General features: G+C 62.0%; 18 protein-coding genes. 13 read left to right on the top strand and 5 right to left on the bottom strand.

Features of this window, described 5'->3' with window-relative positions; translation table 11 throughout:
• Positions 1 to 57 precede the first annotated feature (57 nt).
• The 7 genes from J2887_RS17600 to J2887_RS17570 are packed head-to-tail and all read left to right on the top strand — an operon-like array spanning position 58 to position 9,693.
• Entirely contained in the window at positions 58 to 2,466 is a 2,409-nt protein-coding gene (locus tag J2887_RS17600; RefSeq protein ID WP_227172445.1) for a TonB-dependent receptor, read from the top strand.
• Positions 2,467 to 4,242, top strand: a complete 1,776-nt coding sequence (locus J2887_RS17595; RefSeq protein WP_227172444.1) for an ABC transporter ATP-binding protein — start codon at positions 2,467 to 2,469, stop codon at positions 4,240 to 4,242.
• The gene (locus tag J2887_RS17590; RefSeq protein WP_227172443.1) at positions 4,236 to 6,023 is read left to right on the top strand and encodes an ABC transporter ATP-binding protein; all 1,788 of its coding nucleotides are present in this window, start codon (positions 4,236 to 4,238) and stop codon (positions 6,021 to 6,023) included. The genes J2887_RS17595 and J2887_RS17590 overlap by 7 nt, the downstream gene beginning before the upstream one ends.
• Positions 6,016 to 6,957 (top strand): ABC transporter permease, encoded by a 942-nt coding sequence (locus J2887_RS17585; RefSeq protein ID WP_227176165.1) that lies wholly within the window; start codon positions 6,016 to 6,018, stop codon positions 6,955 to 6,957. Before J2887_RS17590 ends, J2887_RS17585 begins: the two co-directional genes overlap by 8 nt.
• Positions 6,957 to 7,904: an iron chelate uptake ABC transporter family permease subunit gene (locus J2887_RS17580; protein ID WP_227172442.1), complete on the top strand. Its 948-nt coding sequence runs from the start codon at positions 6,957 to 6,959 to the stop codon at positions 7,902 to 7,904. The genes J2887_RS17585 and J2887_RS17580 overlap by 1 nt, the downstream gene beginning before the upstream one ends.
• On the top strand, positions 7,901 to 8,677 hold the full coding sequence (locus J2887_RS17575; protein ID WP_227172441.1) for an ABC transporter ATP-binding protein: 777 nt from the start codon (positions 7,901 to 7,903) through the stop codon (positions 8,675 to 8,677). The genes J2887_RS17580 and J2887_RS17575 overlap by 4 nt, the downstream gene beginning before the upstream one ends.
• On the top strand, positions 8,674 to 9,693 hold the full coding sequence (locus J2887_RS17570; protein ID WP_227172440.1) for a siderophore ABC transporter substrate-binding protein: 1,020 nt from the start codon (positions 8,674 to 8,676) through the stop codon (positions 9,691 to 9,693). The genes J2887_RS17575 and J2887_RS17570 overlap by 4 nt, the downstream gene beginning before the upstream one ends.
• A gap of 5 nt (positions 9,694 to 9,698) precedes the next feature.
• Here the strand turns inward: J2887_RS17570 and ntrC are convergent, their stop codons facing one another.
• From ntrC to glnA, 4 genes are all read right to left on the bottom strand, one after another.
• Positions 9,699 to 11,126: a nitrogen regulation protein NR(I) gene (ntrC, locus tag J2887_RS17565; RefSeq protein ID WP_227172439.1), complete on the bottom strand. Its 1,428-nt coding sequence runs from the start codon at positions 11,124 to 11,126 to the stop codon at positions 9,699 to 9,701.
• Entirely contained in the window at positions 11,123 to 12,202 is a 1,080-nt protein-coding gene (glnL, locus tag J2887_RS17560; RefSeq protein WP_227172438.1) for a nitrogen regulation protein NR(II), read from the bottom strand. Before glnL ends, ntrC begins: the two co-directional genes overlap by 4 nt.
• A gap of 317 nt (positions 12,203 to 12,519) precedes the next feature.
• Positions 12,520 to 13,044, bottom strand: coding sequence for a DUF4124 domain-containing protein (locus tag J2887_RS17555; RefSeq protein ID WP_227172437.1), 525 nt, complete (start codon positions 13,042 to 13,044; stop codon positions 12,520 to 12,522).
• 208 nt (positions 13,045 to 13,252) lie between these two features.
• Positions 13,253 to 14,656, bottom strand: a complete 1,404-nt coding sequence (gene glnA / locus J2887_RS17550) for a glutamate--ammonia ligase (protein WP_227172436.1) — start codon at positions 14,654 to 14,656, stop codon at positions 13,253 to 13,255.
• A gap of 667 nt (positions 14,657 to 15,323) precedes the next feature.
• Between glnA and typA the strand changes: the two genes are divergently transcribed.
• The 5 genes from typA (at position 15,324) to J2887_RS17525 (ending at position 21,274) form a co-directional block, all read left to right on the top strand.
• Positions 15,324 to 17,135: a translational GTPase TypA gene (typA, locus tag J2887_RS17545; RefSeq protein WP_228752821.1), complete on the top strand. Its 1,812-nt coding sequence runs from the start codon at positions 15,324 to 15,326 to the stop codon at positions 17,133 to 17,135.
• A gap of 193 nt (positions 17,136 to 17,328) precedes the next feature.
• Complete coding sequence (pip, locus tag J2887_RS17540) at positions 17,329 to 18,291, top strand: prolyl aminopeptidase (protein WP_227172435.1); 963 nt, start codon at positions 17,329 to 17,331, stop codon at positions 18,289 to 18,291.
• Positions 18,292 to 18,403: 112 nt separating this feature from the next.
• Entirely contained in the window at positions 18,404 to 18,847 is a 444-nt protein-coding gene (gene dtd / locus J2887_RS17535; RefSeq protein WP_227172434.1) for a D-aminoacyl-tRNA deacylase, read from the top strand.
• Positions 18,848 to 19,355: 508 nt separating this feature from the next.
• Complete coding sequence (locus tag J2887_RS17530) at positions 19,356 to 20,327, top strand: porin (protein ID WP_227172433.1); 972 nt, start codon at positions 19,356 to 19,358, stop codon at positions 20,325 to 20,327.
• A gap of 107 nt (positions 20,328 to 20,434) precedes the next feature.
• The gene (locus J2887_RS17525) at positions 20,435 to 21,274 is read left to right on the top strand and encodes a CYTH domain-containing protein (protein ID WP_227172432.1); all 840 of its coding nucleotides are present in this window, start codon (positions 20,435 to 20,437) and stop codon (positions 21,272 to 21,274) included.
• 9 nt (positions 21,275 to 21,283) lie between these two features.
• Here the strand turns inward: J2887_RS17525 and J2887_RS17520 are convergent, their stop codons facing one another.
• The gene (locus J2887_RS17520; RefSeq protein ID WP_227172431.1) at positions 21,284 to 22,429 is read right to left on the bottom strand and encodes a potassium channel family protein; all 1,146 of its coding nucleotides are present in this window, start codon (positions 22,427 to 22,429) and stop codon (positions 21,284 to 21,286) included.
• Positions 22,430 to 22,532: 103 nt separating this feature from the next.
• Between J2887_RS17520 and glnE the strand changes: the two genes are divergently transcribed.
• Positions 22,533 to 25,436 carry a bifunctional [glutamate--ammonia ligase]-adenylyl-L-tyrosine phosphorylase/[glutamate--ammonia-ligase] adenylyltransferase gene (glnE, locus tag J2887_RS17515; protein ID WP_227172430.1) on the top strand — a complete coding sequence of 968 codons (2,904 nt, stop codon included), beginning with the start codon at positions 22,533 to 22,535 and terminating at the stop codon, positions 25,434 to 25,436.
• The last annotated feature ends 106 nt before the right edge of the window (positions 25,437 to 25,542 follow it).

Genomic DNA, 25,542 nt, shown 5'->3' with positions numbered 1-25,542 from the left:
CGTTCCTGATTGGCATTACCAGTAACAGCAACACGATACCAAGTCATCAGGAGTCGTATGAAACGTTTCAGCTGCTTGCCCGTGGCGCGTCAGTTCGCCTGCGCGCTTTCCCTTGCCCTCGCCCTGCCCGTTACCGCAGAGGTGGCCGACACCCGTCACTACGACATTCCCGCCGGTGATCCGCTGGGCCGGCAACTGTCCCGGGTGGCCACCGAAGCCGGGCTGCCGCTGTCGTTTGATCCCTCGCTGACCCAGGGTCTGACCAGCCCGGCCCTGAGCGGCGAGCTTGCGCCCCGGGAGGTGCTGGGCCGCCTGCTGCAGGGCTCGGGCCTGATGCTGGTGGAAAAGCCCGATGGCAGTTTCACCCTGGCTCGCCGTGATGTCTCGGTATTGATGCCGCTGGAAGTGAGCGCGGACGCCATTGGCTGGGACGCCATGCCAGGAGCCTACGCCGGTGGTCAGGTGGCCCGCGGCGGTTCTGTCGGTATCCTCGGCCAAAAGGATGTGATGGAAACCCCGTTCAGTACCATCAGCTACACCGAGCAGCGGCTGCAGGACCTGCAGGCCCAGGATATCGGTGCGGTGATCGGTGCCACCGATCCCTCGGTGTACGTGCCGTCCAAGCGCAACCTGTTCGAGACCTACTTCGTGCGCGGCTTCTCATCCTCCGCCGATGACATGACCTTCAACGGTCTGGTGGGCATGGCCCCCAACCTGCGGGGTGTCACCGAGGTGGCCGAGCGGGTGGAGCTGCTGAAGGGACCGTCGGCGCTGCTTAACGGCATGTTGCCCGGCGGCAGCGTTGCCGGCAGCGTCAACATCGTGCCCAAGCGGGCAGGCAAGGAGCCTCTGGCGCGAATCACCACCAGCTACGAATCCGACAGCCTCTGGGGTGGCCATGTTGATCTGGGCCAGCGGTTTGGTGACAACCAGCAGTGGGGCGTGCGCTTCAACGGTGTCTACCGTGATGGCGACACCCCGGTGGATGGCCAGCAACACCGCATGCAACTGGCCTCGCTGGGGCTGGACTGGCGGGGTGAGAATGCCCGCGTCTCGGTGGATCTCTACAGCCAGCAGGAGGACATGGACCGGATCAACTACTTCGGCATCTTCGCGGTGGCGGATGGGGTAACCAGGGTACCGACGCCAAAACACGGAGACTATTCCCTGGCACCGGACTGGGCTTACACCAGCAATGAGTCCGACACCGTAGTACTGCGTGGTGAGTATGATCTGACCGATACGGTCACCGCCTACGCGGCCTGGGGCCACAAGGATGGTGGCTATGACGCGCTGGTGGACCGCAGCATGCTGCTGAACGATGCCGGTGACATCTCCACCCTGGCGGCCCGCTCGGCCCGGGACGGCACGGTCAAGTCCGCCGAAGTCGGGGTGCGCGGTGATCTCACCACCGGTTGGGTCCGTCACGCCTGGTCGCTGTCGGCCAACCAGTTCGAGTCGGACTCGTCCTTCCGGGACGCCTACTTCTTTGACCACGTACAGACCAACTACTACGACTTGGACTTTGGGGTCGCCCCCGATCTGACTGATTACAACCAGTCTCCGGCGGACACCTCCGCCAGTGGCAGCAAGCTGCGCAGCATCGCCATTGCCGATACGCTCTCGTTCGCCGATGACCGCTACCAGCTCACTCTGGGGGCGCGTCGCCAGAACGTCCGGAGTGACAATTACGGGGCCGATGGCGCCAAGACCGCGGAATATGATGCCAGCCGCACCTCGCCGTCGGCGGCGCTGCTGGTTCGTGTCAGCGACGCCCTGTCACTGTACGCCAACTACATCGAAGGCCTGAGCCAGGGGGCAACCGCGCCGGTGGCAGCGGCCAACGCCGGTGAAGTGCTGGAACCGTACCAGACCAAGCAGTATGAAATCGGCGCCAAGTGGGACCTGGGCGCGTTCGCCCATACCCTGAGCCTGTTCCAGATCAAGAAGCCCAACGCCTATACCGATCCGGACACGCTGGTGTTCGGCACCTACGGTGAGCAGCGCAACCGGGGACTGGAGTGGAGCTTTGTGGGCGAGCCGCTGCCGCGGACGCGCTTGCTGGGCGGCGCGTCCTACACCGAGGCGGAGGTGACCCGGTCACTGAACGGCGCCAACGAGGGCAATCAGGTGACCGGTGTGCCCAAGGTGCTGGCCAAGGTAGGAGCCGAGTACGACCTGGCCCGTGTGCCGGGGCTGACCCTGACCGCCGGCGTTGTGCACACCGGCAAGCGTTACGTCAACAACAGTCACCGACTGGCGGTGCCGGACTACACCACCTTTGATGTTGGCGCCCGTTACGTGACCCGGCTACTGGCCAAGTCACTGACCCTGCGGGCGCGGGTACAGAACGTCACCAATGAGGCGTACTGGCTGGGGTCGTGGAATGGCGGTGATGGCAGCGGCCTGTCTGGTGGCCTGGGCGCGCCACGCACCTTCCTGATGTCGGCAACGGTGGATTTCTAGGTGAGTGCCGGAACCGGAGCAGTCCGTCAGGTTCTGGCGCCGATTCGCGGGCGGCTGACCCTGGCCGGGGTGATCGCGGGCGCTGGTGAGGTGTTCACCCTGGTGCCTCTGGCCGGAATCGCTCACCTGGCGACGCTTGTTCTGGGGGATCAGGGGTTGCGAGGGCAAGGTGTGGATGGCAGCGCGCTGACCGATGCCATCTGGCAGACCGTCGCGCTGAGTCTGCTGGCCCTGTGCCTGGGGTTGGCCCTGGTTTCCGTGGCTGAACTGCTGGCGCACCTGGCGGACAATCGACTGACCCGGCAGCTGCGGCGCTCCGCCATGGATCGTCTGGCCCAGGTGCCGCTGGGCTGGTTCACCAGCCGGGCCTCGGGGGAGGTGAAGCGGGCGTTGCAGGACGACGTCGGCACCCTCCATGAGCTGACCGCCCACTACTACACCATCCGCGGACGCACCTGGGGCGCGATTCTGGCGTCGGTGGTGTATCTGTTTGCCATGGACTGGCGTATGGCGCTGGTCTCGTTACTGCCGTTTCCGGCATTTTTCCTGGTATTCCGGGCGGCGATGAAGGCCGGCAGCGAAGAGAACATGAAGGCGTTTGTCGACGGCCAGTCGCGGATCAACAACGCGGTGGTGGAGTTCGTCAATGGCATTCCGGTGCTGAAAGCCTTTGCCGGCAGCGAACGGGCCAACAGCCGCTACCGGGATGCCGTCGAGGCGTTCCTGCAGGCGTTCGTTGCCTTCACCCGGCCATTGGTGGTGCCGATGGCCAACGCCAACGCCATCATCGCCCCGGTGGCGGTATTGGCCGTGGTGCTGACGTTCGGCGTGCTGTTCGTCGGTCTGGGCTGGATGACGCCGGTGGAGGTGCTGCCGTTTGTCCTGGTGACGCCGGGCATCTCCGCGCCGCTGCAACTGCTGAGCTTTATCGGCCACGACCTGCATAACGCCACGGGGGCGGCACAACGGGTTCAGGCGCTGTTGGAGACCCCGGTGCTGGCACAACCGGAGGCGGCTGAGGCGGCGCTGCCGGGCAGCAACGAGGTTCGGGTTGAGCAGCTCAGTTACGGTTATGACGATCAGTCGCCGGTGCTGCTGGCGATCGACTTCACTCTGGAGCCTGGCACGGTGACCGCCGTTGTGGGCGCTTCCGGTGCCGGTAAATCGACCCTGGCCCGGTTGTTGTTGCGGTTCTTTGATCCCAGCGCCGGTCGCATCACCCTCGGTGGGGTGGACCTGCGCCAGCTCGCCGCGCCGGAACTCTATCGCCGTGTGGGGTTTGTGCTGCAGGAGGTTCGCCTGATCCATGGCAGCGTGCGAGACAACATCGCCCTGGGTCGTCCGGCGGCCAGCCGGCAGGAGATTGAAGCGGCGGCCCGGCTTGCCAATATCCATGACCGCATTGAAGCCCTGCCGCGAGGCTATGACTCGGTGGTTGGTGAGGACGCCCAGCTCTCCGGCGGCGAACAGCAGAGGGTGAGCATCGCCCGCGCGGTATTGCTCGATCCGCCGGTGCTGGTGCTGGATGAAGCCACGGCGGCTGCCGACGCTGGCAACGAAGCGGCGATCCAGGCGGCCCTGTCGCGGTTTGCCGAGGGCCGTACCCTGATGGTCATCGCCCATCGGCTCGATACCGTGAGGCAGGCCGATCGCATTCTGGTGCTGGACAATGGCCGGATTGCCGCACAGGGGCGGCACGAGGAGCTGCTGGCCCGCAATGGTCTCTACACCCGGCTTTGGCGCCTGGGTGGCTATCAGGAGGCGAGCTCATGTTGAACACGTTGATGAGCCTGTTGGGTCGCGATGTTGCCATCTTCAGGCGCTACCTGATCATGGTGGTGCTCTATGGTCTGCTGAACGGCATCACGGTGGTGCTGCTGGTGCCGCTGCTCTCTCATTTGCTGGCCGGGGAGGTGCGCCCCGCAACGTTCTGGCTGGCGGGCTTCCTGGGGTGTGTAGCGCTGGCCTGGTGGTGGCGGGTACAGGTGGACAAGGCCGGGGTCAGGGTTGGTGTGTCAGTGCTGCGCAGCGGTCGCCTGCGTCTTGGTGACCATGTCGCCGGCCTGCCAGTGGGCTGGTTTACCCCGGCCAACACTGCCCGCCTCAGCCATGTGGTGTCCCATGGCCTGATGGAGGTGGCCCAGTTGCCGGCGCATGTGTTCACGCCGGTGTTTGGTGGCCTGGTCACCCCCCTGGTCATGGTGCTGGCGCTGTTTGCGCTGAACGGGCAGATGGGGCTGATTGCGCTACTGGCGCTGCCTCTGCTGGCGGTGGTGTTCTGGCTGGCAACACGACTGGGACGGCAGGTGGATCGCCGCTTCCACGACCACGCCGCCGACACCAGTCAGCGGCTGGTGGAGTTCGCCCAGGCCCAGTCGGTATTGCGGGCGTTCAACGGTGAGGGCGCCGGTGCCCGTTTCCTGGCCGAGGCCATTGATCGTCAGCACCGCTCCGCCCGACAACTCATCTACCCCTCGATACTGGCGGTGACACTCAACGCCTGGGTGGTGCAGGCCGTTTTTGCCACGCTGCTGCTTGCGGCGGTGTTCTGGCTCAACCAGGCGCTGATGGCTGGCCAGTCGTCGCAATCGCTGATTGCGGTGACCGTGGCGTTGCTGCTGAGTTATCGCTTCGTTGAGCCGTTGCTGGAGATCGCCGGCTATGGTGAGGCATTGCGGGGCGCTCGCAACCAGCTTGACGGCGTGCGGGAAATCCTGGCAGCACAACCGCTGCCGCAGCCGCCTCAACCACAGTCACCGGCAGACCATTCGGTGACCCTCCGCGATGTCCGCTTCCGTTACGGCGCCAGTGAGACGGAGGTGTTGCGGGGGGTGAATCTTGAGGTTGCGCCCGGCAGCATGGTTGCACTGGTTGGTGCGTCCGGATCGGGCAAGACCACGTTGATGCGTCTGGTGGCGCGGTTCTTCGATGTCACTGGTGGCCAGGTTCTGGTGGGCGGTATCGATGTGCGGCAGATGACCAGCGACCAGTTGGCGGCACAGATCAGCCAGGTGTTCCAGGATACTTACCTGTTCCAGGGCAGTATCGCCGACAACATCCGCCTGGGGCGGCCCGGGGCCAGTGACAACGAGTTGGCGGAGGTGGTCCGGCTGGCCGGTGTGGAAACGCTGGTTGAACGCTTACCCGAGGGGCTGAAAACGCTGGTGGGTGAGGGTGGTGCCCGGCTGTCCGGGGGCGAGCGGCAGCGAATTGCCATCGCCCGGGCGCTGATCAAGGACGCTCCCATCCTGTTGGTGGATGAAGCCACGGCAGCACTGGATACCGGCAATCAGGCCATCATTGCCGAGACTCTGGCGCGACTGCGGGGCAAACGCACGCTGATAGTGATCGCCCATCAGCTGTCCACCATCACCTCTGCCGACCGGATTGTGGTGTTGGAGGATGGCGCTGTCTGCGAGCAGGGATGTCACCGCGAGCTGGCTGCGGCCGGCGGGCGCTATGCACGCTTTCTGGCCCAGCGCGAGTCGGCCAGAGGTTGGCAGGTCGCCGGGGGACAACCCCATCTCCGACAAGCGGAACACTGTGTCGATACCTAGCGTTCTGTCCCTGGGCTTTGTGTTGCTGTGCCTGGTCTCGCTGGCGGTTGGTGTCAAGCCGATGGCCTGGCACGCACTGCTGTCGCTGTCTGGCGATGCCTGGACGACCCTGACCGCCAGCCGCCTGCCGCGACTGGCGGCTGTGGTGCTGACCGGCGTCGGCCTGTCCATGTGCGGGGTTATCCTGCAGCAGATCGTGCGCAACCGCTTTGTCGAGCCCGCCACCTCCGGTGGCCTGGACGCGGCGCGCCTGGGGTTGCTGGTGTCGCTGATTCTGGCACCGGCGATGGGCACGCTGGGGCGGATGCTGTTCGCCCTGGTGTTCTGTCTGGCGGCCAGTGCGCTCTACCTGGCCATCGTCCGCCGCATCCATTTCCGCAATACCGTGATGGTGCCGGTGATCGGGCTGATGTACGGCAGCGTGCTCAGTGCCATTGCCGAGTTTTACGCCTATCGCCACAACATCCTGCAGAGCATGCAGGGATGGTTGCTGGGGGACTTTTCCAAGATTGTTGAAGGCAACTACGAGATTCTCTATCTCACCCTGCCGATCATTCTGGTGACCTACCTCTATGCCCACCGCTTCACCGTACTGGGCATGGGCGAGGATATGGCGACCAGTCTGGGGGTGAGCTACGCCGTCACCGCCGGCCTTGGCCTGCTGCTGGTGTCAGTGACGGTGGCGGTGACGGTCATTACGGTGGGTACCATACCGTTTGTTGGCCTGGTGATCCCCAACCTGGTGGTGCTGTACTACGGCGAGCACCTGCGCCATACCCTGCCGATTGTGGCGCTGGCTGGTGCCTGCCTGCTGCTGGTCTGCGACCTGATCAGCCGGCTGCTGATCTATCCGTTCGAGATCCCCATCGGACTGACCGCCGGCAGTGTCGGCGGCGTGCTGTTTCTGTTGCTGATTCTGCGGAGGAACCGCTGATGCGCCGGCCGCTCATGCTCTCAAGCTGGGTCGCCGTGCTGGCGCTGGCGGTGGTGTTTGTGCTGCTGAATTCCGGACTGGACACCGACTACATCATTCCCAAACGGTTGCTGCGGCTGGCGGCCATAGGGCTGGGCGGTGTCTGCATTGCGTTCTCCGCCATTGTGTTCCAGAGCATCGCCGGCAACCGGATTCTGACACCGGCAATCATGGGCTATGAGTCGGTTTACCTGCTGTTCCAGGCGCTGCTGGTGTGGCTGTTGGGCACCAGCAGCCTGATGCTGATGGGCCAGAACGGCAACTTCTTTGCGTCGGTGCTGCTGATGCTGGCCTATTCCTGGGTGATCCATCGCTGGCTGTTCCGGGATGGCCGCAGCAACGTCTATTTCCTGCTGTTGCTGGGGCTGGTGCTGACCATGGTGATCAGCACCCTGACCCAGTTTATCCAGGTCACGGTCAGTCCCGGTGAGTTCGCTGTCCTTCAGGGCTACAACGAGGCGTCATTCAATCGGGTTCGTCCCGGGCAGCTGGGCTATGCGGCGGTGCTGGTGCTGCTGGTGGCCGGTGTGATGCTGCGCTCCCGGGCGCTGCTGGATGTGATTGCCCTGGGACGGGAGCAGGCCCTGTCGCTGGGGGTGGATTACCCCCGTTGTGTCCGTCAGCAGCTGTTCCTGGTGGCGGTGCTGGTGGCCATCTCCACCAGTCTGGTGGGGCCGACGGCCTTTATGGGGATTTTTGTGGCCAATCTGGCCTACGCCCTTGCGGGCACTACCCGCCATCGGGCCACCCTGCCCATGGCCAGCGCGGTGGCCGTCGGGCTGTTCATCCTGGCCCAGTTGCTGGTGGAGCAGGTGCTCAACTATCGCACCACCGTGACGATCCTGATCAACCTGATCTGCGGTGGCTACTTTCTGGCGTTAATGATCCGGACCCGAGGTCGCGCATGATTTCCGTACACAACCTGTCCAAACGCTATGGTGGCCGCACCGTACTGGCGGATGTCTCCACCCGCTTTCCGGCGCGTCAGGTCACCTCGCTGATCGGCCCCAACGGCGCCGGCAAGACCACCCTGCTGATGATGCTGGCGCGGTTGCTGTCGCCGGATCAGGGCGAGATCCGGCTGGCGGAGCAGCCGGTCCACGACATCCGCCTGGCCGACTACGCCCGGCGAGTAGCCACCCTGCGACAGTCTCCGGACATCAACCTGAGGCTGACGGTGGAGGAACTGGTGGGGTTTGGCCGTTTTCCCTACAGTCGAGGCACCCTCACCGAAGCCGATCGGCACGCGGTGGCTGATGCCATCGATTTCCTCTCACTGACGCCACTGCGCCAGGCCTATATTGACGAGCTCAGCGGCGGGCAGCGGCAGATGGCCTTCCTGGCCATGACCATTGCCCAGCAAACCGACTGTCTGCTGCTGGACGAGCCCCTCAACAACCTCGACATGAAACACGCGGTGCAGATCATGCGGGCCCTTCGCCGGCTGTGTGACGAGCAGGGACGGACGGTGATTCTGGTGATCCACGACATCAACTTTGCCGCCAACTACTCAGACCGCATTGTCGCCCTCAAACAGGGGCGGCTCCATTTCAGTGGTCCGGTGGCGGACACCGTCACCGAAGCCCGGCTGAAGGATCTTTACGACCTCGAGTTCGACATTGTCCGCAGCGAGCGGGGCCGTTTGTGCAATTACTTCAACCCACAGGGAGACTGGTCATGAAACTGGAAACACTTTACCCCCGCTGGTGGTCTGCGCTGGTGGCGGCTGCGGTGCTGGGGCTGGCAGGCTGTGAGCCGTCGGCATCGGCGGATGGCAATCCCAGTCCGCAGGCGTCGTCAGCCGCCCAGGCCGAGTACCAGCCCATCACCGTGCAGCATGCACTGGGGGAAACGACCATTGAGCAGCTGCCCAGGCGGGTGGTGGCGTTCGACATGAACGACGTCGATTCGCTGGATCAATTGGGGGTGCCTGTGGCCGGCATGCCCAAGGATTATGTGCCGGATTTCCTGGCGTCCTACCGGGATGATGCCGGGGTTGAGGACCTGGGGGCGATCGTCCGGCCCAATCTGGAGCGAGTGTACGCCCTGAAACCGGACCTGATCCTGATCTCGCCGGTTCAGGCCCAGTATTACGATGAGCTGAGTGAGATTGCGCCGACCCTGCACTTCGACTGGGACCTGCTGAACGAACAGGGAAGCTACATCGACATTGCCAAGGATCACCTGCTGACCCTGGGGCGGATTTTCCAGAAGCAAGCCCTGGCGCGGGAGAAGGTGGCGGAGATCAGCGCCGGCGTTGAGCGCGCCCGGTCGGTGACGGCAGGGCGGCCGGAAACCGCGCTGATCGTGATGCACAACAATGGTGCGTATAGTTCGTTCGGCATCCGGTCCCGTTATGGCTTTGTGTTCGACACCCTTGGGGTCAAGCCGGCCAGCCGGAACATCGAGCCGGGTCTGCACGGCCAGCCCATATCCAATGAATTCATCAGCGCCGTGGACCCGGACATCCTTTATGTCATTGACCGTACCGCGGTGATGGAGCGCAAGGCGACGTTGACCATGGCCACCATGGCCAACCCGCTGCTGCAGCAGACCCGGGCCTGGAAGGCCGGGCGGGTGGTGTTTGTTGATGCCCAGACCTGGTATGTCACGGCGGCCAGCGTGACCTCCCTGGGGATCATTGTGGACGAGGTGATCCAGGGCTATCGGACCACCCCGGCAAGCCCCGGGGCCTGAGGCCATCAATCGTCCGGATGGCCCTCGTGGTCCATGCCCAGTTCGTTGATCTTGCGGGTCAGGGTGTTGCGGCCCCAGCCCAGCAGGATGGAGGCGTCCCGCCGGCGGCCGCCGGTGTGCTTGAGCGCGGTTTCGATCATGATGCGCTCGAACTCGGGGACTGCCACATCCAGCAGGCCCTTGTGGCCGCGTTTGAGTTCCTGTTCCGCCCAGTTGCGCAGGCCTTCCTGCCAGGTCTGGCCGGTGGCCGGGGTTTCGGATTGCTGCAGCAGTTCCGGCGGCAGGTCGTCGATGTGGATCTCGCGACCGCTGGCCATCACGGTGAGCCAGCGGCAGGTGTTCTCAAGCTGACGGACGTTGCCGGGCCAGGGCAGGGTGGTGAGGTACTCCTCCGCTTCCGGGCGCAGCAGTTTGGGCTCCACTGCCAGTTCCCGGGCGGCCCGTTTGAGAAAGTGCTGCATCAGCCGGGGAATGTCTTCGCGGCGTTCCGCCAGTTTGGGCAGGTGTACCCGGATGACGTTGAGGCGGTGAAACAGGTCTTCCCGGAACGAGCCGTCCTGCACCAGTCTCTCCAGATCCTGGTGCGTGGCGGCAATGATCCGCACGTCCACCTTGATGGGAGTGGTGCCCCCCACCCGGTAGAACTCGCCGTCGGCGAGCACCCGCAGCAGCCGGGTCTGGGTATCCGCAGGCATGTCCCCGATCTCGTCCAGAAACAGGGTGCCGCCGTTGGCCTGCTCGAAGCGGCCATGGCGGGCGGCACCGGCACCGGTAAAAGCGCCCTTTTCGTGGCCAAACAGCTCGGACTCAATCAGATCCTTGGGAATCGCCGCCATGTTCAGGGCGATGAACGGGTGGCTGGCCCGGGGGCTGTGATTGTGCAGGGCCTGGGCCACCAGTTCCTTGCCGGTCCCGCTCTCGCCGTTGATCAGCACGGTGATATTGGAGTGTGACAGCCGCCCGATGGCGCGAAACACCTCCTGCATCGCCGGTGCCTCGCCGATGATTTCGGCATTACGCTGGCTGGCCTCGACGGCCGGCTCGCTGGTGGCGCGACGCTCGTGGCTGTGGGCCACGGCACGCTTGACCAGCGCCACCGCGTCATCCACATCAAACGGTTTAGGCAGGTACTCGAAGGCCCCGGTCTGGTAGCTGGTGACGGCGCTGTCCAGGTCGGAATGGGCGGTCATGATGATGACCGGCAGGTCGGGATGGTGCTCGACAATGTTCGACAGCAGGGTGATGCCATCGACACCCGGCATGCGGATGTCACTGATGATGGCGTCCGGCTGCTCGTGCTCCAGGCGGGTGATGATGCTCTCGCCGTTTTCAAAAACCCGTGGTTTCATGTCGGCCTGGCTCAGGGCGCGCTCCAGCACCCAGCGAATGCTGCGATCGTCGTCGATGATCCAGACGTTTGCCGATTGGCTCATGCTTGGTCCTCCAGGGGCAGGAAGATGATGAAGTCGGTTTGGCCGGGCTCGCTCTCACATTCCACGAGCCCATTGTGCTGGCCAATGATGCTTTGGGTGATCGACAGTCCCAGGCCGGTACCGCTGGCCCGGCCGCTGATCATGGGGTAGAAGATGTTCTGCAGCAGTTCCGGGGGAATGCCGGGACCGTTGTCGATAACGTCAATGCGGCACACCAGCCGGTGACGGGTGTGGCCGATGGTGAACTGGCGCAGGGCGCGGGTGCGGAAGGTGATGGTGGGCGGTTCCTCACGGCTGTTGTCGTGGTGCTCAAAGGCGGCCTCCATGGCGTTGCGGGCGATGTTGAGCACCGCCTGAATCAGCTGTTCCTTGTCTCCCTGGAACTCGGGCAGGCTGGGGTCGTAGTCGCGACGGAAGCGGATTTCGCCACGGCTTTCCGCCTCCAGCAGGGTTCTCACCCGTTCCAGAATCTCGTGAATGTTGGTCGGTGCCATCCGTAATGCGCGGTTGGGTCCCAGCATCCGGTCCACCAGACTGCGCAGCCGGTCGGCCTCGTTGATGATGACCTGGGTGTACTCCCGCTGGCCTTCGTCGATCAGTTCCCGGTCGAGCAGTTGTGCCGCGCCACGGATTCCGCCCAGCGGGTTCTTGATCTCGTGGGCCATGCCCCGGACCAGGATGCGGCTGGTTTCCTGTTTGGCAATGATCTCCTCCTCCCGGGTGATGCGAAGCAAGCGGTCCCGGGGCTGGATCTCCACCAACAGTTCCGGTTTCTGGCTGCCGGTCGGTGACACCGAGTAGTCCACCGTCAGCCGGGTACCGGAGGTCAACAGGAATTCGGCTTCACGCTTGGTGTAGGACTGGCCATTGAGGGCGGCGGCGTGAAGGGTGTCGAGGGCTTCTTCGGATTCCACCAGCAGGTCCACCACCGGGTTACCCTGGGCACGGGTGATACTGGTCTCAAACAGGCTTTCGGCCGATGGATTGAGGTATTGCACGTTGAGTTTTGCATCCAGCACCAGCACCGCCGTGGTGAGGTTGTCCAGAAGGTGTTTGTAGCCAGCAGACGTCGCCATGATTCTCCCCTTGGTATGCAGGGCGTTTCTGCAAGAAGTGAACCACTTTGGCCCAAAAGCCCTGACGGGATCGAAATGAGTGCACCGCCCCAGCCTTAATACGGCACGGAGACCGGCAGGGTGCCGTGTTGCGGGGCGTTCACCGCGGCACGGGGGTGATCTGTCCTGGCCGGAGACGGTCACAGCGGGGCGCGGTACAAGAGGCGCGCCCTGCGTTGGCACAGAGTATGGCCGCTATTTGGTGCGGGCGCACCATTTTGGTGCCTTGTCGGCAGGGGCGCCGGCAGGGAGGGCGCCAGGGTATGGCGCCGGTTCGGTTAATTCTGCGCGGACGGCCGGTGGATGGTGAAGGAGATGCTGTTGCCACTCTGGACGCGGACGCCATCGCTGTTGATCACATGCACGTCGGCCTGGTGGGTACCGCGGAAGACATTGCGCACCATCACCGAACCCGAGCTGGACTGGCCGACCGGGGCGCCATCCAGGGCAACCTCGAACAGGTGACCCTCACGCAAGGCCGGGCTGCTGCTGACCTGGAATTCCACGTCACCGTTGCCACTGTGGAATGCGGTGTCATTGCCTGGCGATACAAAGCGGATGCTGTCGTAAGGCTGGGCGTTGGTATCGCCGGCCCCCGGCGCCGCTTCTGTCTGGGTGACATCTTCCAGTTTGGGCAGGGTAATGGTTGTGATTGGCTTGACCTCCACCGTCTCGGACTGGTCACTGGCTTCGTCTGAGTAGGTGACGTTGCCGTACTGATCCACGCTGCGGTAGATCTCGGCAAACGCCGGTGAAGTCAGTGCCGTCAGTGCGCCGGCGAATACTGCAATCCTTGGTGTCATAGCCCTGGTCCGTTGTGGTTATTGGGATCGAGAGACTGCGTAAGCCTCTTCTGGATTATCGGTAGCGCAATCGGACATTGCAACGCCATGGGTTTTGCCCTTGGTTACAAAGCGTTAAGGCTCGGCTGTCGGTACCGCTTTGAGTTGGCAAACGGGCATAAAAAAGCCCCGCACAGGGCGGGGCTAGGCACTGCGTCATCCGTCAGGATCAGCAGGAGTAGTACATGTCGAACTCGACCGGGTGAGTGGTCATGTTCAGGCGCTCGATCTCGCCGCGCTTGAGGTCAACGAATCCGGCAATCATGTCTTCGGTGAACACGCCGCCACGGGTCAGGAACTCGTGGTCCGCTTCCAGGCAGTCCAGTGCTTCCTGGAAGGTGCCGGCAACCGTCGGAATGTTCAGGGCTTCTTCTTTCGGCAGATCGTACAGATCCTTGTCCATGGCATCGCCCGGGTGGATCTTGTTCTGGATACCGTCGAGGCCGGCCATCATCAGGGCTGCGAACGCCAGGTACGGGTTGGCGGCCGGGTCCGGGAAGCGGACTTCCACGCGACGGGCTTTCGGGCTGTTGACGTACGGGATACGGATGGAGGCAGAGCGGTTACGGGCGGAGTAGGCCAGCATAACCGGTGCTTCGAAGCCCGGCACCAGACGCTTGTAGCTGTTGGTGGAGGAGTTGGTGAAGGCGTTGATGGCCTTGGCGTGCTTGATGATACCGCCGATGTAGTACAGGGCGGTTTCGCTCAGGCCAGCGTAGCCGTCGCCAGCGAAGATGTTCTTGCCGTCCTTGTTAAGGGACATGTGCACATGCATGCCGGAGCCGTTGTCACCAACCACAGGCTTGGGCATGAAGGTCGCGGTCTTGCCGTAGGCGTGGGCGACGTTATGCACGCAGTACTTGAGGATCTGAACTTCGTCGGCCTTCTTCACCAGGGTGTTGGCGCCAACACCGATTTCGCACTGGCCGGCGGTGCCCACTTCGTGGTGATGAACCTCGATTTCCAGGCCCATGGACTCCATGGCGGCACACATCGCGCCACGCAGGTCGTGCAGGCTGTCAACCGGTGGCACCGGGAAGTAACCGCCTTTCACGCCCGGACGGTGACCGATGTTGTTGCGGTCGAAGTCTTCGCCGGAAACCCACGCCGCTTCTTCGGAGTGGATGGAGTACATGGCGCCGCTCATGTCGACGTTCCATTTCACCGAATCGAATACGAAGAACTCCGGCTCCGGGCCAAACAGGGCGCCATCGGCGATGCCGGTGGACTTCAGGTACTCTTCGGCGCGACGGGCAACGGAGCGGGGATCACGCTCATAGCCCTGCATGGTGGTCGGCTCGACGATGTCACAGGTGATGTTCAGCGTGGTTTCTTCGGTGAACGGGTCGAGAACGGAGCTTTCGTCGTCCGGCATCAGAATCATGTCGGATTCGTTGATGCCCTTCCAGCCGGCGATTGAGGAGCCGTCGAACATCTTGCCGTCGGTGAAGAAATCCTCGTCCACTTCGGTGGCCGGCAGGGTCACGTGCTGCTCTTTACCGCGGCTGTCGGTGAACCGGAGGTCAATCCACTTAACTTCGTGCTCTTTGATCAGGTCAATCGTCTTGGACATTATGCAAGCTCCGTTGTTTAGCCCGCAGGCGGGCGTGTCGGTGTTCTTTGTTGCGTTTGGCCGGCGCTCCCGCCTCAGTGCGTGGGCCGGCGCAGCCTTGTTATCAGGTGGGCGTAGCTTATCAGAAGCAACAGACGCTCACCTTCAAAATTGGTTGCGTAAGACAAAGCAGGGTCCGTGCCAGTTTTTCGTGCATGCGCCAGAACAGCGCAGTGACGGGCCCTGGCTGTCGGGCAGATGCGCTTTCGGGGCGCAAAACGCCGTGTCACGAGCGTAGCTCAACACCAAAATGGTGCAAACCCCTTGGGTGATGCACTTAAATGGTGCGCCAGGGTGTTTGTCGTCGTGGGAATTACCTGCCAATTGCGACCATTATTCATACTAACGACATCAAGTTTCCGTTATACTGCGCGCCGCCTCACCGACCCTGTTCCTGAACGGGCACCGCATACCTTCTGTTTGGTTTCTGCTGGCACTGGCTGTGCCACTCAAAAGTGTCCCTGGGGGAGGAGAGGCCTGGCCGCCGCGCTTGACTGTGCTTTCGTTGTCAGCAAGCGATGTCCGGGCCGGTTCTTTTACTTAACGGATTTGAGACGGTGTGCGTGTGGTCGGGAACGACCGCCGCCTGAGACCTCTCAGGTCAGTACGCATGCCGCAGGATATTGTTGTGATTGAGAATCTTCGTAATATCGCCATCATCGCCCACGTCGACCATGGCAAAACCACCCTGGTGGACCAGCTGTTGCGCCAGTCTGGCACTCTGGACCGTAAAGAGCTCGAGAATGAGCGCGTTATGGACTCCAACGACCAGGAAAAAGAGCGTGGCATCACCATCCTGGCGAAGAACACTGCGCTGAAGTGGAAAGACTACGACATCAACATCGTGGACACCCCGGGACACGCCGACTTCGGTGGTGAGGTCGAGCGGGTAATGAGTATGGTGGACAGTGTGCTTCTGGTGGTGGATTCCATCGACGGCCCGATGCCGCAGACCCGCTTTGTTACCCAGAAAGCGTTCGACGCAGGTCTGAACCCGATCGTGGTGGTCAACAAGATCGACCGTCCGGGCGCGCGTCCGGACTGGGTCGTGGATCAGGTATTCGACCTGTTCGATGCCCTGGGTGCCACCGACGAGCAGCTGGATTTCCCGATTGTCTACGCCAGCGCCCTCAACGGCATCGCCGGCGAGGACCACGAGAAGCTGGACGACAACATGGATGCGGTCTTCCAGGCCATCGTGGACCATGTTCCTGCGCCCAATGTTGATCTGGACGGCCCGTTCCAGATGCAGATCTCCCAGCTCGACTACAACAGTTTCCTGGGTGTGATCGGCATCGGCCGGATCATGCGCGGCAAGGTGACCACCAACTCTCCGGTCACCGCCATTGGCGCGGACGGCAAGAAACGCAATGGCCGGATTCTCAAGATCATGGGCCATTCCGGGCTGCAGCGGGTTGAGGTTGAAGAGGCTCAGGCCGGCGACATCGTCTGTGTCAGCGGTCTGGATGAGCTGTACATCTCCGACACCCTGTGCGACCAGAGTGCCGTTGAGGCGCTGCCGCCGCTGACGGTGGATGAGCCTACCGTGTCCATGACCTTCCAGGTCAACGACTCGCCGTTCGCCGGCAAGGAAGGCAAGTACGTCACCAGCCGCAACATCAAGGAGCGCCTCGAGAAGGAGCTGCTGCACAACGTGGCGCTGCGGGTGGAAGAAGGGGACTCCGCCGACAAGTTCAAGGTATCTGGCCGGGGTGAGCTGCACCTGTCGGTGCTGATCGAGAACATGCGCCGGGAGAACTTCGAGCTGGCGGTGGGACGTCCGGAAGTGGTGATCCGCGAAATCGACGGCGAGAAGCAGGAGCCGTACGAGAACGTCATCGTCGACATTGAGGAAGAGCACCAGGGCCCGCTGATGGAGCAGATGGGACTGCGCAGGGGTGAGCTGACCAACATGACGCCGGATGGCAAGGGCCGCATGCGCCTGGAATACACCATTCCGGCCCGTGGTCTGATCGGCTTCCGCAACACCTTCCTGACCATGACGTCCGGTAGCGGTATCCTGACCTCCACCTTCAGCCACTATGGTCCGATCAAGGCGGGTGATGTCACCAGTCGTCAGAACGGTGTGATTGTGTCAATGGCAACAGGTACCGCGTTGACCTACTCACTGGAGACCCTGCAGAGCCGTGGCAAGCTGTTCCTCGACCCCGGCCAGGAAATCTACGAAGGCCAGCTCTGTGGTATTCACAGCCGTGATAACGATCTGGTGGTGAACCCGACCAAGGGCAAGAAGCTGGATAACATGCGTGCCTCTGGCAAGGACGAGGTTATCGGGCTGGTGCCGCCGATCAAGCACACCCTGGAGCAGGCGCTTGAGTTCATCGATGACGATGAGCTGGTGGAAGTGACGCCGAAATCGATCCGGTTGCGCAAGAAGCTGCTGACCGAGAACGAGCGCAAGCGCGCCAACAAGGGCTGATCGGGACGCCGAGCTGACCGGCCCGGGTGATTGCTCGGGCCCGGTCAGGTTTGGCAGAGCGGATTGGTTTGGTGGAAGGGGTGGCCTCAGGGTCACCCCTTTCGCGTTTTGGGCGAGGCAAAGCGTTTCATGTCATACTGCTTCGATGTCGACGACAGGCACCTTTCATTAATGGACACCAGGTGATGCCTCCATGTTGAACCTTTACCCAGAACTCCGTCCCAATGCCCGTCACCGCCTCAAGGTGACGCCTCCCCACGAGCTCTACCTGGAAGAAAGCGGCAATCCCGAGGGGATTCCGGTGCTGGTGGTCCACGGCGGCCCCGGGGGCGGCTGTGAGGACTACTACCGGCGGTTCTTCGATGCCGAACGTTATCGCATCATCCTGCTGGATCAGCGTGGGGCCGGTCGCTCCACGCCTCTGGCGGAGCTGGCGGACAATACCACCGCCGATCTGGTGGCGGACATGGAGCAGGTCCGGCAGTTTCTGGGCATTGATCGCTGGGTGCTGTTCGGCGGAAGCTGGGGCTCCACCCTCAGTCTGGTCTACGCCGAACAGTATCCGGAGCGGGTGATGGGACTGGTGCTGAGGGGCATTTTCCTGTGCCGGCCCCAGGACATTCACTGGTTCTATCAGGAAGGCGCCAGTCGGGTGTTCCCGGATTACTGGCGCGACTTCCTGGCACCGATCCCGGAGGCGGAGCGGGGCGATCTGGTGTCGGCCTACTACCGGCGTCTGACCAGCAACAACGAGTTGGAGCAGATTCAGGCAGCCAAGGCCTGGTCTATCTGGGAGGGGCGGTGTGCCACCCTGCACCCGAATCCGGCGGTGGTGGACCATTTCGGTCATCCCCACGTTGCCATCGCACTGGCGCGAATCGAGTGCCATTACTTCATGAATCGGGCCTTTCTGGAACCGGACCAGATTCTCAACAATGCCGGTGCGCTGGCTGGAATTCCCTGCATCATCGTCCATGGCCGCTACGATATGGTGTGTCCGCTGGACAATGCCCTGGCGCTGAGCCAGGCATGGCCTGACGCGGATCTGCGCATCATTCGCGACGCGGGCCATTCCGCCTCCGAACCGGCGATCGTCGATGCCCTGATGCACGCCGTCGATGAGGTGGTTCAGAAGACCCAGGAAACGACTTCCTGAGTGATTCTCGCCGGCTCTGTTACGATTGGTAAAGCAATTTCCGGGGCTGGCAGTTGCAGGAAAAGTGACGTGGTCGTTAGAATCTGTGCTCCTAGATTCAAACGGATACGTTATGAAGGGGTTGATACAGCGGGTAAAACAGGCCAGTGTGACCGTCGAAGGTCACCGGCTCTCGGAGATTGATACCGGGTTGCTGCTGTTGCTGGGGGTTGAGCGCGAAGACGGTGAGGCCCAGGTGCAGTCGCTGTGCCGAAAGATTCTGTCCTACCGTGTGTTCCCTGATGACCAGGGGCGAATGAATCGCAGCCTCCAGGATATAAAAGGGGGGCTGCTGGTTGTCCCCCAGTTTACCCTTGCCGCTGATACTCGCTCCGGAACCCGCCCCGGCTTTTCTTCCGCCGCTCCCCCTGATCAAGCCAATGAACTCTATCTACGCTTTATCGCCTCCGCCAGGGCTGCCCTGGGTACAGAGCTTGTGGGTGAGGGACGGTTTGGTGCAGACATGCAGGTAGCGTTGGTAAACGATGGTCCGGTCACGTTCTTGCTGGAAGTGTGAGTCGTGCCAACCTCGGGGTTGTAACCGTACGATCCAAACTGGTGCATTCGTTCGTGCTGGACTTGCCCGGGAAAAGGTCGTCCGGCGCCTTTGCTGAGCTATCACTCTGAAAGCCGTGAAGAAAGGCTAAGTTGGTCCCAGGTTTGAATGGTCAGTTGGATGGGCAGTTGGCTATAAAACAGCCATGAACTGTCACGAAACGGACTAAAAAATCTGGTAGAAATGTTTGCAAATGTGAAAACCTTGTATTAAAACGAATTCATCATGCAGTGCTTTAATTAAAGCCTGTAAGTAGCTGACGCTTAAGGAGCGAAGGCGAATCCCGGTGGTCTTGGCCACGGTGGTTCCAATGCCGTTAACACTTAAGTCGTCATTTACTATTTGTCATGAAAGTGACATGTTTACGACACACAATCGGGCCCGTTCCTGGCTCGATTGTCGAAGTCAAAAAAGAACGGGTAGAACCCGACGCTAAAACCTGAGTTAACTCAAAAAAGGAAGACGCAACATGAAGAAGACGCTCATCGCATCTGCTATCGCAGCGGCAACCTTCTCCGCTTCTGCCCTGGCCGCAGACAACATGCCGACCGTATACGGCAACATCCAGTACGCACTGGCACACGACAACTTCGACGGTGGTCCTTCCACAGTTGATCATTTCGACAACGGCTCCACCCTGGGTGTGAAGCACAGCCACGAAATTGCCCCGGGCCTGGAAGGTTTCTTCAAGCTGGAGCTGGACGGCTTTGACGCTGACGACAAGACCAAAGGCCGCGGCCGAGTTCGTCTTGACGAAGCCTACATCGGTGTTAAGGGTGACAGCTTCGGTAAGATCTGGGTAGGTTCTGACGACTCCCTGTACGAGCGCAAGATCGACCAGATTGCCAACTTCTACGAAGTTGGTTCAATCAACGTCGGTGGTGCATACAGCACTGGCGAAGGCGACCTGATCCAATACGAAACCCCGTCTTTCGGTGGCCTGACTCTGGGCGCCGCTGTTCAGGTTAACGGTGACGTTGAAAACGCCGAGAAGTCCTATCCGTACCAGCTGGCGGCTGCCTACGAAATGGGCGGTGTTGAGCTGGCTCTGGCCATGGACTCCAACGACAACCACGACGGTAATGCCGAGAACACCTACGGCCTGCGTGCTGCCTACGGTGCAGACAGCTTCACTGTTTCTGCCGAGTACCAGACCCGTAAAGACGCTTACGACGTAGCGGGCCTGATGGGCGTTTACACCATCGGTGCCAACCAGTTCGCGCTGTCTTACGAGCTGGCTACTGCTGACGATGCCAACGACACAGAGCGTGATACTGTGACCCTGCAGGCGCTGCACAACGTGTCTGACAACATGTACGTCTACTTTGAAGGCTACCTGGGTGGCGGTGACGAAGTGTATGAGTACACCGACAGTCAGGGCAACACCGCCTCCACCGACGAGCGTTCCATCGCTTCTGTTGGTGCGGTCTACTACTTCTGATTCAGCTAACCTGAGTTGGAACGTGGAATGAAACGGCGACCCTCGGGTCGCCGTTTTTTTTGGCGATGTGTATGCTGGCGGAAACGGACTCTGCCCCAAGGTGCACCATGGCCCAGGAACTTGAAATCAAGCTGACCCTATCCCCCGCGACCGCTGAAGCGGCCTTCCAATGGCTCAGCGAGCTGCCCGAGGCGGCGGCCGGTGAGACCAAGGCCCTCATCAACACCTATTTCGATACCCCCAAGGCCGAGCTCAATCGTCAGCGTGCTGCTTTACGGGTACGCCGTGCCGGCGACCGTTACATCCAGACCCTGAAAACCCAGGGCGAGTTTCGCGCCGGCGCCCATCGCCGTCAGGAATGGGAGTGGCCGCTGACGGGCACCCGTCTCAATCTGGGCCTGCTGGCAGATACACCGCTGGCGGAGGGGATCAACCTGGCGGAGCTGGAGCCGGTGTTCGAAACCAACTTCGAACGTCGTATTGTCATGCTGGAGGAGGGCGACACGTTGATCGAGTGCGCCTTTGATCTGGGGCGGGTCATTGCCGGTGACCAGAGCCGGCCGTTGTGTGAGGTGGAATTCGAGCTGAAGGCGGGGGATGAACGGCGACTGTTGCATTGGGCCTCCCGGCTGTCGGCGGCGTATAGCTGCTTTCTCAATCTGATCAGCAAAGCGGAGCAGGGTTACTTCCTGGCGGGCCTGCATGACCCCTCTCCGCTGGCCCCGGACAGCGATGCCCTGACCCGGCTGTGCCACGGTGTGAGCGTCGGCTGGCTCACCGGCGCACTGACCGATGAACTGCGCCTGGCGCTGGACGATGTGCTGGCGGGTTATGAGGGCGTTCTCAGCGAGGCTCAAAAGACCGATCTGCGACGACTCCGCGACAGCCCTGACCCAGAGGTTGTAGAGAACCTGGGGGCTCTCCAGCTGGCGCTGATCAACACCTGAGACCGCGCATCAGGTGTTGCCGGCACGCTCCTGCATTTCATGCCACTTGGCTACGAACTGGCGGTAGCGATCCAGCGCTTCCTCCACTACGGCGACGGTGGGTGTGTCCTGGGATTTGACCAGCACAATGAGGCCCTTGCCCTCGATCTCCTCGTCCACTGGAGGGTGGCAGATGACCTCACCATCGCCGTTTATGTAGGCGAGGGCGGTACCGATGCCATGACGGATCAGTGCGCTGACAATGTCTGCCCAGTTTAGGTCATCCAGGACAATGTCGTAACGATGGGGATGATCCTGTTCGTAGTTGAACAGGTCCTCGAGTACTCGCTCCGAGCCAGGGGCAACCACTGCTTTCACCATGATTTCCGGGTAGGTACGCACTGGCCGGATCACCGTCCGAATCCCCAGCGGCTGGAAACGGGAGCGGTTTTCATCCCGTACCACCTCGGCGATTACCCGGCCACCGAGGTTGGCTTCGCTGAGCCGATGGGCGATGTCAAAGGTCAGGCTGTCGGAGTGGGGGTCGGACTCGTCGGCCGCCAGCAGCAGGATGTGTTTGGCGTCGCCGGCGTGAACAGCCCGGAGCGCTTCCGGGTCGCTGCCGGAGCCGTGATAGTGGATCAAACCCAGATCCGTCAGCTCCGGCGGTAGCCCGTTGGGGTACTGGCGGGTGAGGATCTGGATGGGAATACTATGGTATTCCGGCACTGCCCGTATCTGTTTGGCAATGCGCATGAAATATTGCTCGCCGCCGTGGCGGGGGGTGTTGATGATCACGATGTGGTCTTTCATGGGGTAGATCCAGCGTCCAGTAACGATTCGTTCGCGCCGGTAGAACCGGTACTCAATGAAGTCGCTCACAATCAGGGTGAGCAGGGTAATCGCCGCCACGAACATCAGCGCAATGGTGCTGAGTCGGCCGACGACCGTTTGTGGGGCGTAGTCACCATAGCCAACGGTGACGACCGTGGTCATGGTCAGCCAGGCGGCCTCGAACAGCGACAGCGGTTCCACCGACCATAGAATCAGTACCTGACAGACCATCAGTCCGCCGAGGATCAGGAACAGCCGTTTCATCCGGCTGCGGATAATACTGGCCATGGGCAAGTGGGCGAGCTGATGTTCCGGGTTCAGGGGCCGACGGTCTCGAAGCATGTATAGTCTGGTCCGGTGAATGGTAGTGTTCGTCTTACGCCCACTGGCGTGCGATTCGCAGGGGCTTTGGCGACAATATAACAGAGAAACAGGGGGTTGCATTATGTCCGAGCCGTGGCAGGGGTTACCCGCCATTCTGGCGGAAGAAGTCGCCGCAAGTTGGCAGGAAAGCTGTCCCGAGGGCTTGCCTGAGTGGCTGGCAAGCGCTGGGGTGACGGCCGAGGACCTGGCCAGGGCGCTGGCCAGCAGCCAGTTCCTGCGCCAGATTCTGACCCGGGACAGCGAGCGGCTGGCCGATGCGGTCAGGCAGCGACCACTGACAGAGCCGACGACCCGCGCGTCGCTGGAGGCGTGCTGGCGCGACTACGTCACTGCCGTGGACAGTGAGCCGGCGCTGCAGGCGGCGTTACGTCGTTTTCGCAAGGAAGTGCAGTTCCGCATCATCTGGCGTGATCTGCTGCGTTGGGCGGACCTGGAAGAGACCATTGCTGCCACCAGTGATTTGGCGGACATCGCTATCCAGGGTGCTCTGGACTGGCTCTACGCCGATGCCTGCGAGGCGTTTGGCACCCCCTACGGCGCCGATCCGGTCACTGGTGAAGAGGCGCCGCAACCGATGGTGGTGCTAGGTATGGGCAAGCTGGGTGGCCGGGAACTCAATGTTTCCTCGGATATTGACCTGATCTTTGCCTTCCCGAGCAGTGGCGAGACCCGGGGAGGTCGGCGCACCCTCGACAACCAGCAGTTTTTTGTCCGTCTGGGACAACGATTGATTCAGGCCCTGGACCAGATTACCGCTGACGGCTTCGTACACCGGGTCGATATGCGGCTGCGTCCGTACGGCCAGAGTGGCGCCCTGGCACTGAGTTTTGCGGCCCTGGAATCTTACTATCAGGATCAGGGCCGGGAGTGGGAGCGCTATGCCATGGTCAAGGCCCGGGTGGTCGCCGGCGACCAGCGTGCCGGGGCGGTACTGATGGCCAGCCTGCGCCCCTTTGTTTACCGCAAGTACATCGATTTCAGCGCATTCGAATCGCTCCGCAACATGAAGGCGATGATCAATCGCGAGGTGCGTCGTAAGGGGCTGGATAACGACATCAAGCTGGGTAGCGGTGGCATTCGCGAGATCGAGTTCGTGGTGCAGGCGTTCCAGCTGATTCGTGGTGGACGTGACCGAGAGCTCCAGCAACGGGAGCTGCAGGCCATCCTGACCCAACTGGAGGCGCTGGAACTGTTGCCCTCTGACGTAGTGGCGGAGTTGCGGGCGGCGTATGTGTTTCTGCGCAATCTGGAGCATGCCCTACAGGGTATCGCCGACAAGCAGACCCAGTTGCTGCCCGACACCGGGATCGATCAGGCCCGGGTGGCGCTGATTCTGGGGTTCGATGACTGGCAGACCTGCCTGGACGAGCTGAACGCACACCGCGAGAAAGTGGCGCGGCATTTCGCCGACATCATCACGCTCGACGAGGACGCTGAAACCACCGAGACTCTCGACGAAGGCTGGGCGTCACTGTGGCTCGGTGAGCTGGATGCGGAGGCGGCCGGGGCCTGGCTGTCCGAGCATGGCTACGAGGCGCCCGAGGCTTCTCTGAAAGTTCTGGAGGAACTGCGGCAGGGGCGCCCGACCCAGACCATGCAGACCCAGGGGCGTCAGCGCCTGAATCAGTTTATGCCGGTGCTGCTGGAGGCGGTGACCCAGGTGGACAATCCGTCGGAGACTCTGGCCAGGGTGATGCAGCTGGTGGAGGCGGTGCTGCGGCGAACGGCTTACCTGGTGCTGTTGCTGGAGAACCCGGGCGCGCGCTGGCAATTGGTAAAGCTGTGCAGCGAGAGCCCCTGGATCGCCCGCCTGCTGGCAGAGACGCCGCTGCTGCTGGATGAGTTGCTGAACGCCGAAAGCCTTTATCACCCGCCGGCCAAGAGCGAGCTGCAGGACGACCTGCGTCAGCAGATGCTGCGGATTCCCTATGAGGATCTGGAAGAGCAGATGGAATCCCTGCGCCACTTCAAGAAGGCCCATGTGCTCAGGGTGGCGGCGTCGGAGCTGCGAGGCACACTGCCGCTGATGAAAGTCAGCGACTACCTGACCTGGATTGCCGAGGTGGTGCTCGATCATGTGGTGGATGTGGCCTTTGCCAATCTGGTCAGTCGCCATGGTTATCCGCAACGGGCGGACGGGAGCGCCTGCGACACCGATTTTGCGGTGGTCGGCTACGGCAAGCTGGGGGGGATCGAGCTGGGCTACACCTCGGACCTGGATCTGGTCTTTATCCACGATGCCGATCCGCAACAGTCGACCGATGGTGATCGTGCCATCGACAACGCGGTGTTCTACACCCGGCTGGGCCAGCGTATCGTGCACATACTCAGTACCCAGACGCCTTCGGGACAGCTCTACGAGGTGGACATGCGGTTGCGGCCCTCTGGCAATTCCGGGCTGCTGGTCAGCACCCTGTCGGCGTTTGATCGTTACCAGCATCAGGACGCCTGGACCTGGGAGCATCAGGCGCTGGCCCGGGCCCGGGGAGTGGCAGGTTGCCCGCGGACCCTGGCGGCGTTTGAGGAGCTGCGTCACGGCATTCTCTGCCAGTCTCGGGATCGCGCCCAACTGCGCCGGGAAGTGGTTGAGATGCGGGAGAAAATGCGGGCGAGCCTGGGCACCCGTACGGTTGCGGGAGAGCCGCCTGCGGTGTTTCACATCAAGCACGACTGGGGCGGGATCGTCGATATTGAGTTTCTGGTTCAGTATCTGGTGCTGGCCTACAGCGCGGATCATCCAGAACTGACCCAGTGGTCCGATAACATTCGCCAGCTGGAGGAACTGGGCCGGGCGGGGGTGCTGCCGGTGGCCGACACTGAGCGACTGCGTGAAGCCTTCATCAACCTGCGCTCCACCATCCACCGTCGCGCTTTGCAGAACCTCAATAGCCAGGTGGATGGCGAGGCGTTTCCCAGCGAACGCCGTTACATCCAGACTCTGTGGCGGCGGATCATGCTGACCTAGACTTTGCCGGGCTTACCATCCGGTAAGCCCATGCCCCGGTTTGGGCTTTCCTGCTAGAATGGCGGCTTTCAAGCAACGGTACGAACCCCAAATTCAGGAAGCATCC

The sequence above is a fragment of the Marinobacter sp. CA1 genome, assembly GCF_020546665.1.
Classification (GTDB): domain Bacteria; phylum Pseudomonadota; class Gammaproteobacteria; order Pseudomonadales; family Oleiphilaceae; genus Marinobacter; species Marinobacter xestospongiae.
This window is presented reverse-complemented; position numbering and strand designations above follow the sequence as displayed.

Bases quoted from the DNA above. Each gene is read 5' to 3' on its own strand.
- J2887_RS17600 (WP_227172445.1), top strand. From the start codon at position 58: ATGAAACGTTTCAGCTGCTTGCCCGTGGCGCGTCAGTTCGCCTGCGCG.
- J2887_RS17590 (WP_227172443.1), top strand. From the start codon at position 4,236: ATGTTGAACACGTTGATGAGCCTGTTGGGTCGCGATGTTGCCATCTTC.
- J2887_RS17580 (WP_227172442.1), top strand. From the start codon at position 6,957: ATGCGCCGGCCGCTCATGCTCTCAAGCTGGGTCGCCGTGCTGGCGCTG.
- J2887_RS17575 (WP_227172441.1), top strand. From the start codon at position 7,901: ATGATTTCCGTACACAACCTGTCCAAACGCTATGGTGGCCGCACCGTA.
- J2887_RS17570 (WP_227172440.1), top strand. From the start codon at position 8,674: ATGAAACTGGAAACACTTTACCCCCGCTGGTGGTCTGCGCTGGTGGCG.
- ntrC (WP_227172439.1), bottom strand. From the start codon at position 11,126: ATGAGCCAATCGGCAAACGTCTGGATCATCGACGACGATCGCAGCATT.
- glnL (WP_227172438.1), bottom strand. From the start codon at position 12,202: ATGGCGACGTCTGCTGGCTACAAACACCTTCTGGACAACCTCACCACG.
- J2887_RS17555 (WP_227172437.1), bottom strand. From the start codon at position 13,044: ATGACACCAAGGATTGCAGTATTCGCCGGCGCACTGACGGCACTGACT.
- glnA (WP_227172436.1), bottom strand. From the start codon at position 14,656: ATGTCCAAGACGATTGACCTGATCAAAGAGCACGAAGTTAAGTGGATT.
- pip (WP_227172435.1), top strand. From the start codon at position 17,329: ATGTTGAACCTTTACCCAGAACTCCGTCCCAATGCCCGTCACCGCCTC.
- dtd (WP_227172434.1), top strand. From the start codon at position 18,404: ATGAAGGGGTTGATACAGCGGGTAAAACAGGCCAGTGTGACCGTCGAA.
- J2887_RS17530 (WP_227172433.1), top strand. From the start codon at position 19,356: ATGAAGAAGACGCTCATCGCATCTGCTATCGCAGCGGCAACCTTCTCC.
- J2887_RS17525 (WP_227172432.1), top strand. From the start codon at position 20,435: ATGGCCCAGGAACTTGAAATCAAGCTGACCCTATCCCCCGCGACCGCT.
- J2887_RS17520 (WP_227172431.1), bottom strand. From the start codon at position 22,429: ATGCTTCGAGACCGTCGGCCCCTGAACCCGGAACATCAGCTCGCCCAC.
- glnE (WP_227172430.1), top strand. From the start codon at position 22,533: ATGTCCGAGCCGTGGCAGGGGTTACCCGCCATTCTGGCGGAAGAAGTC.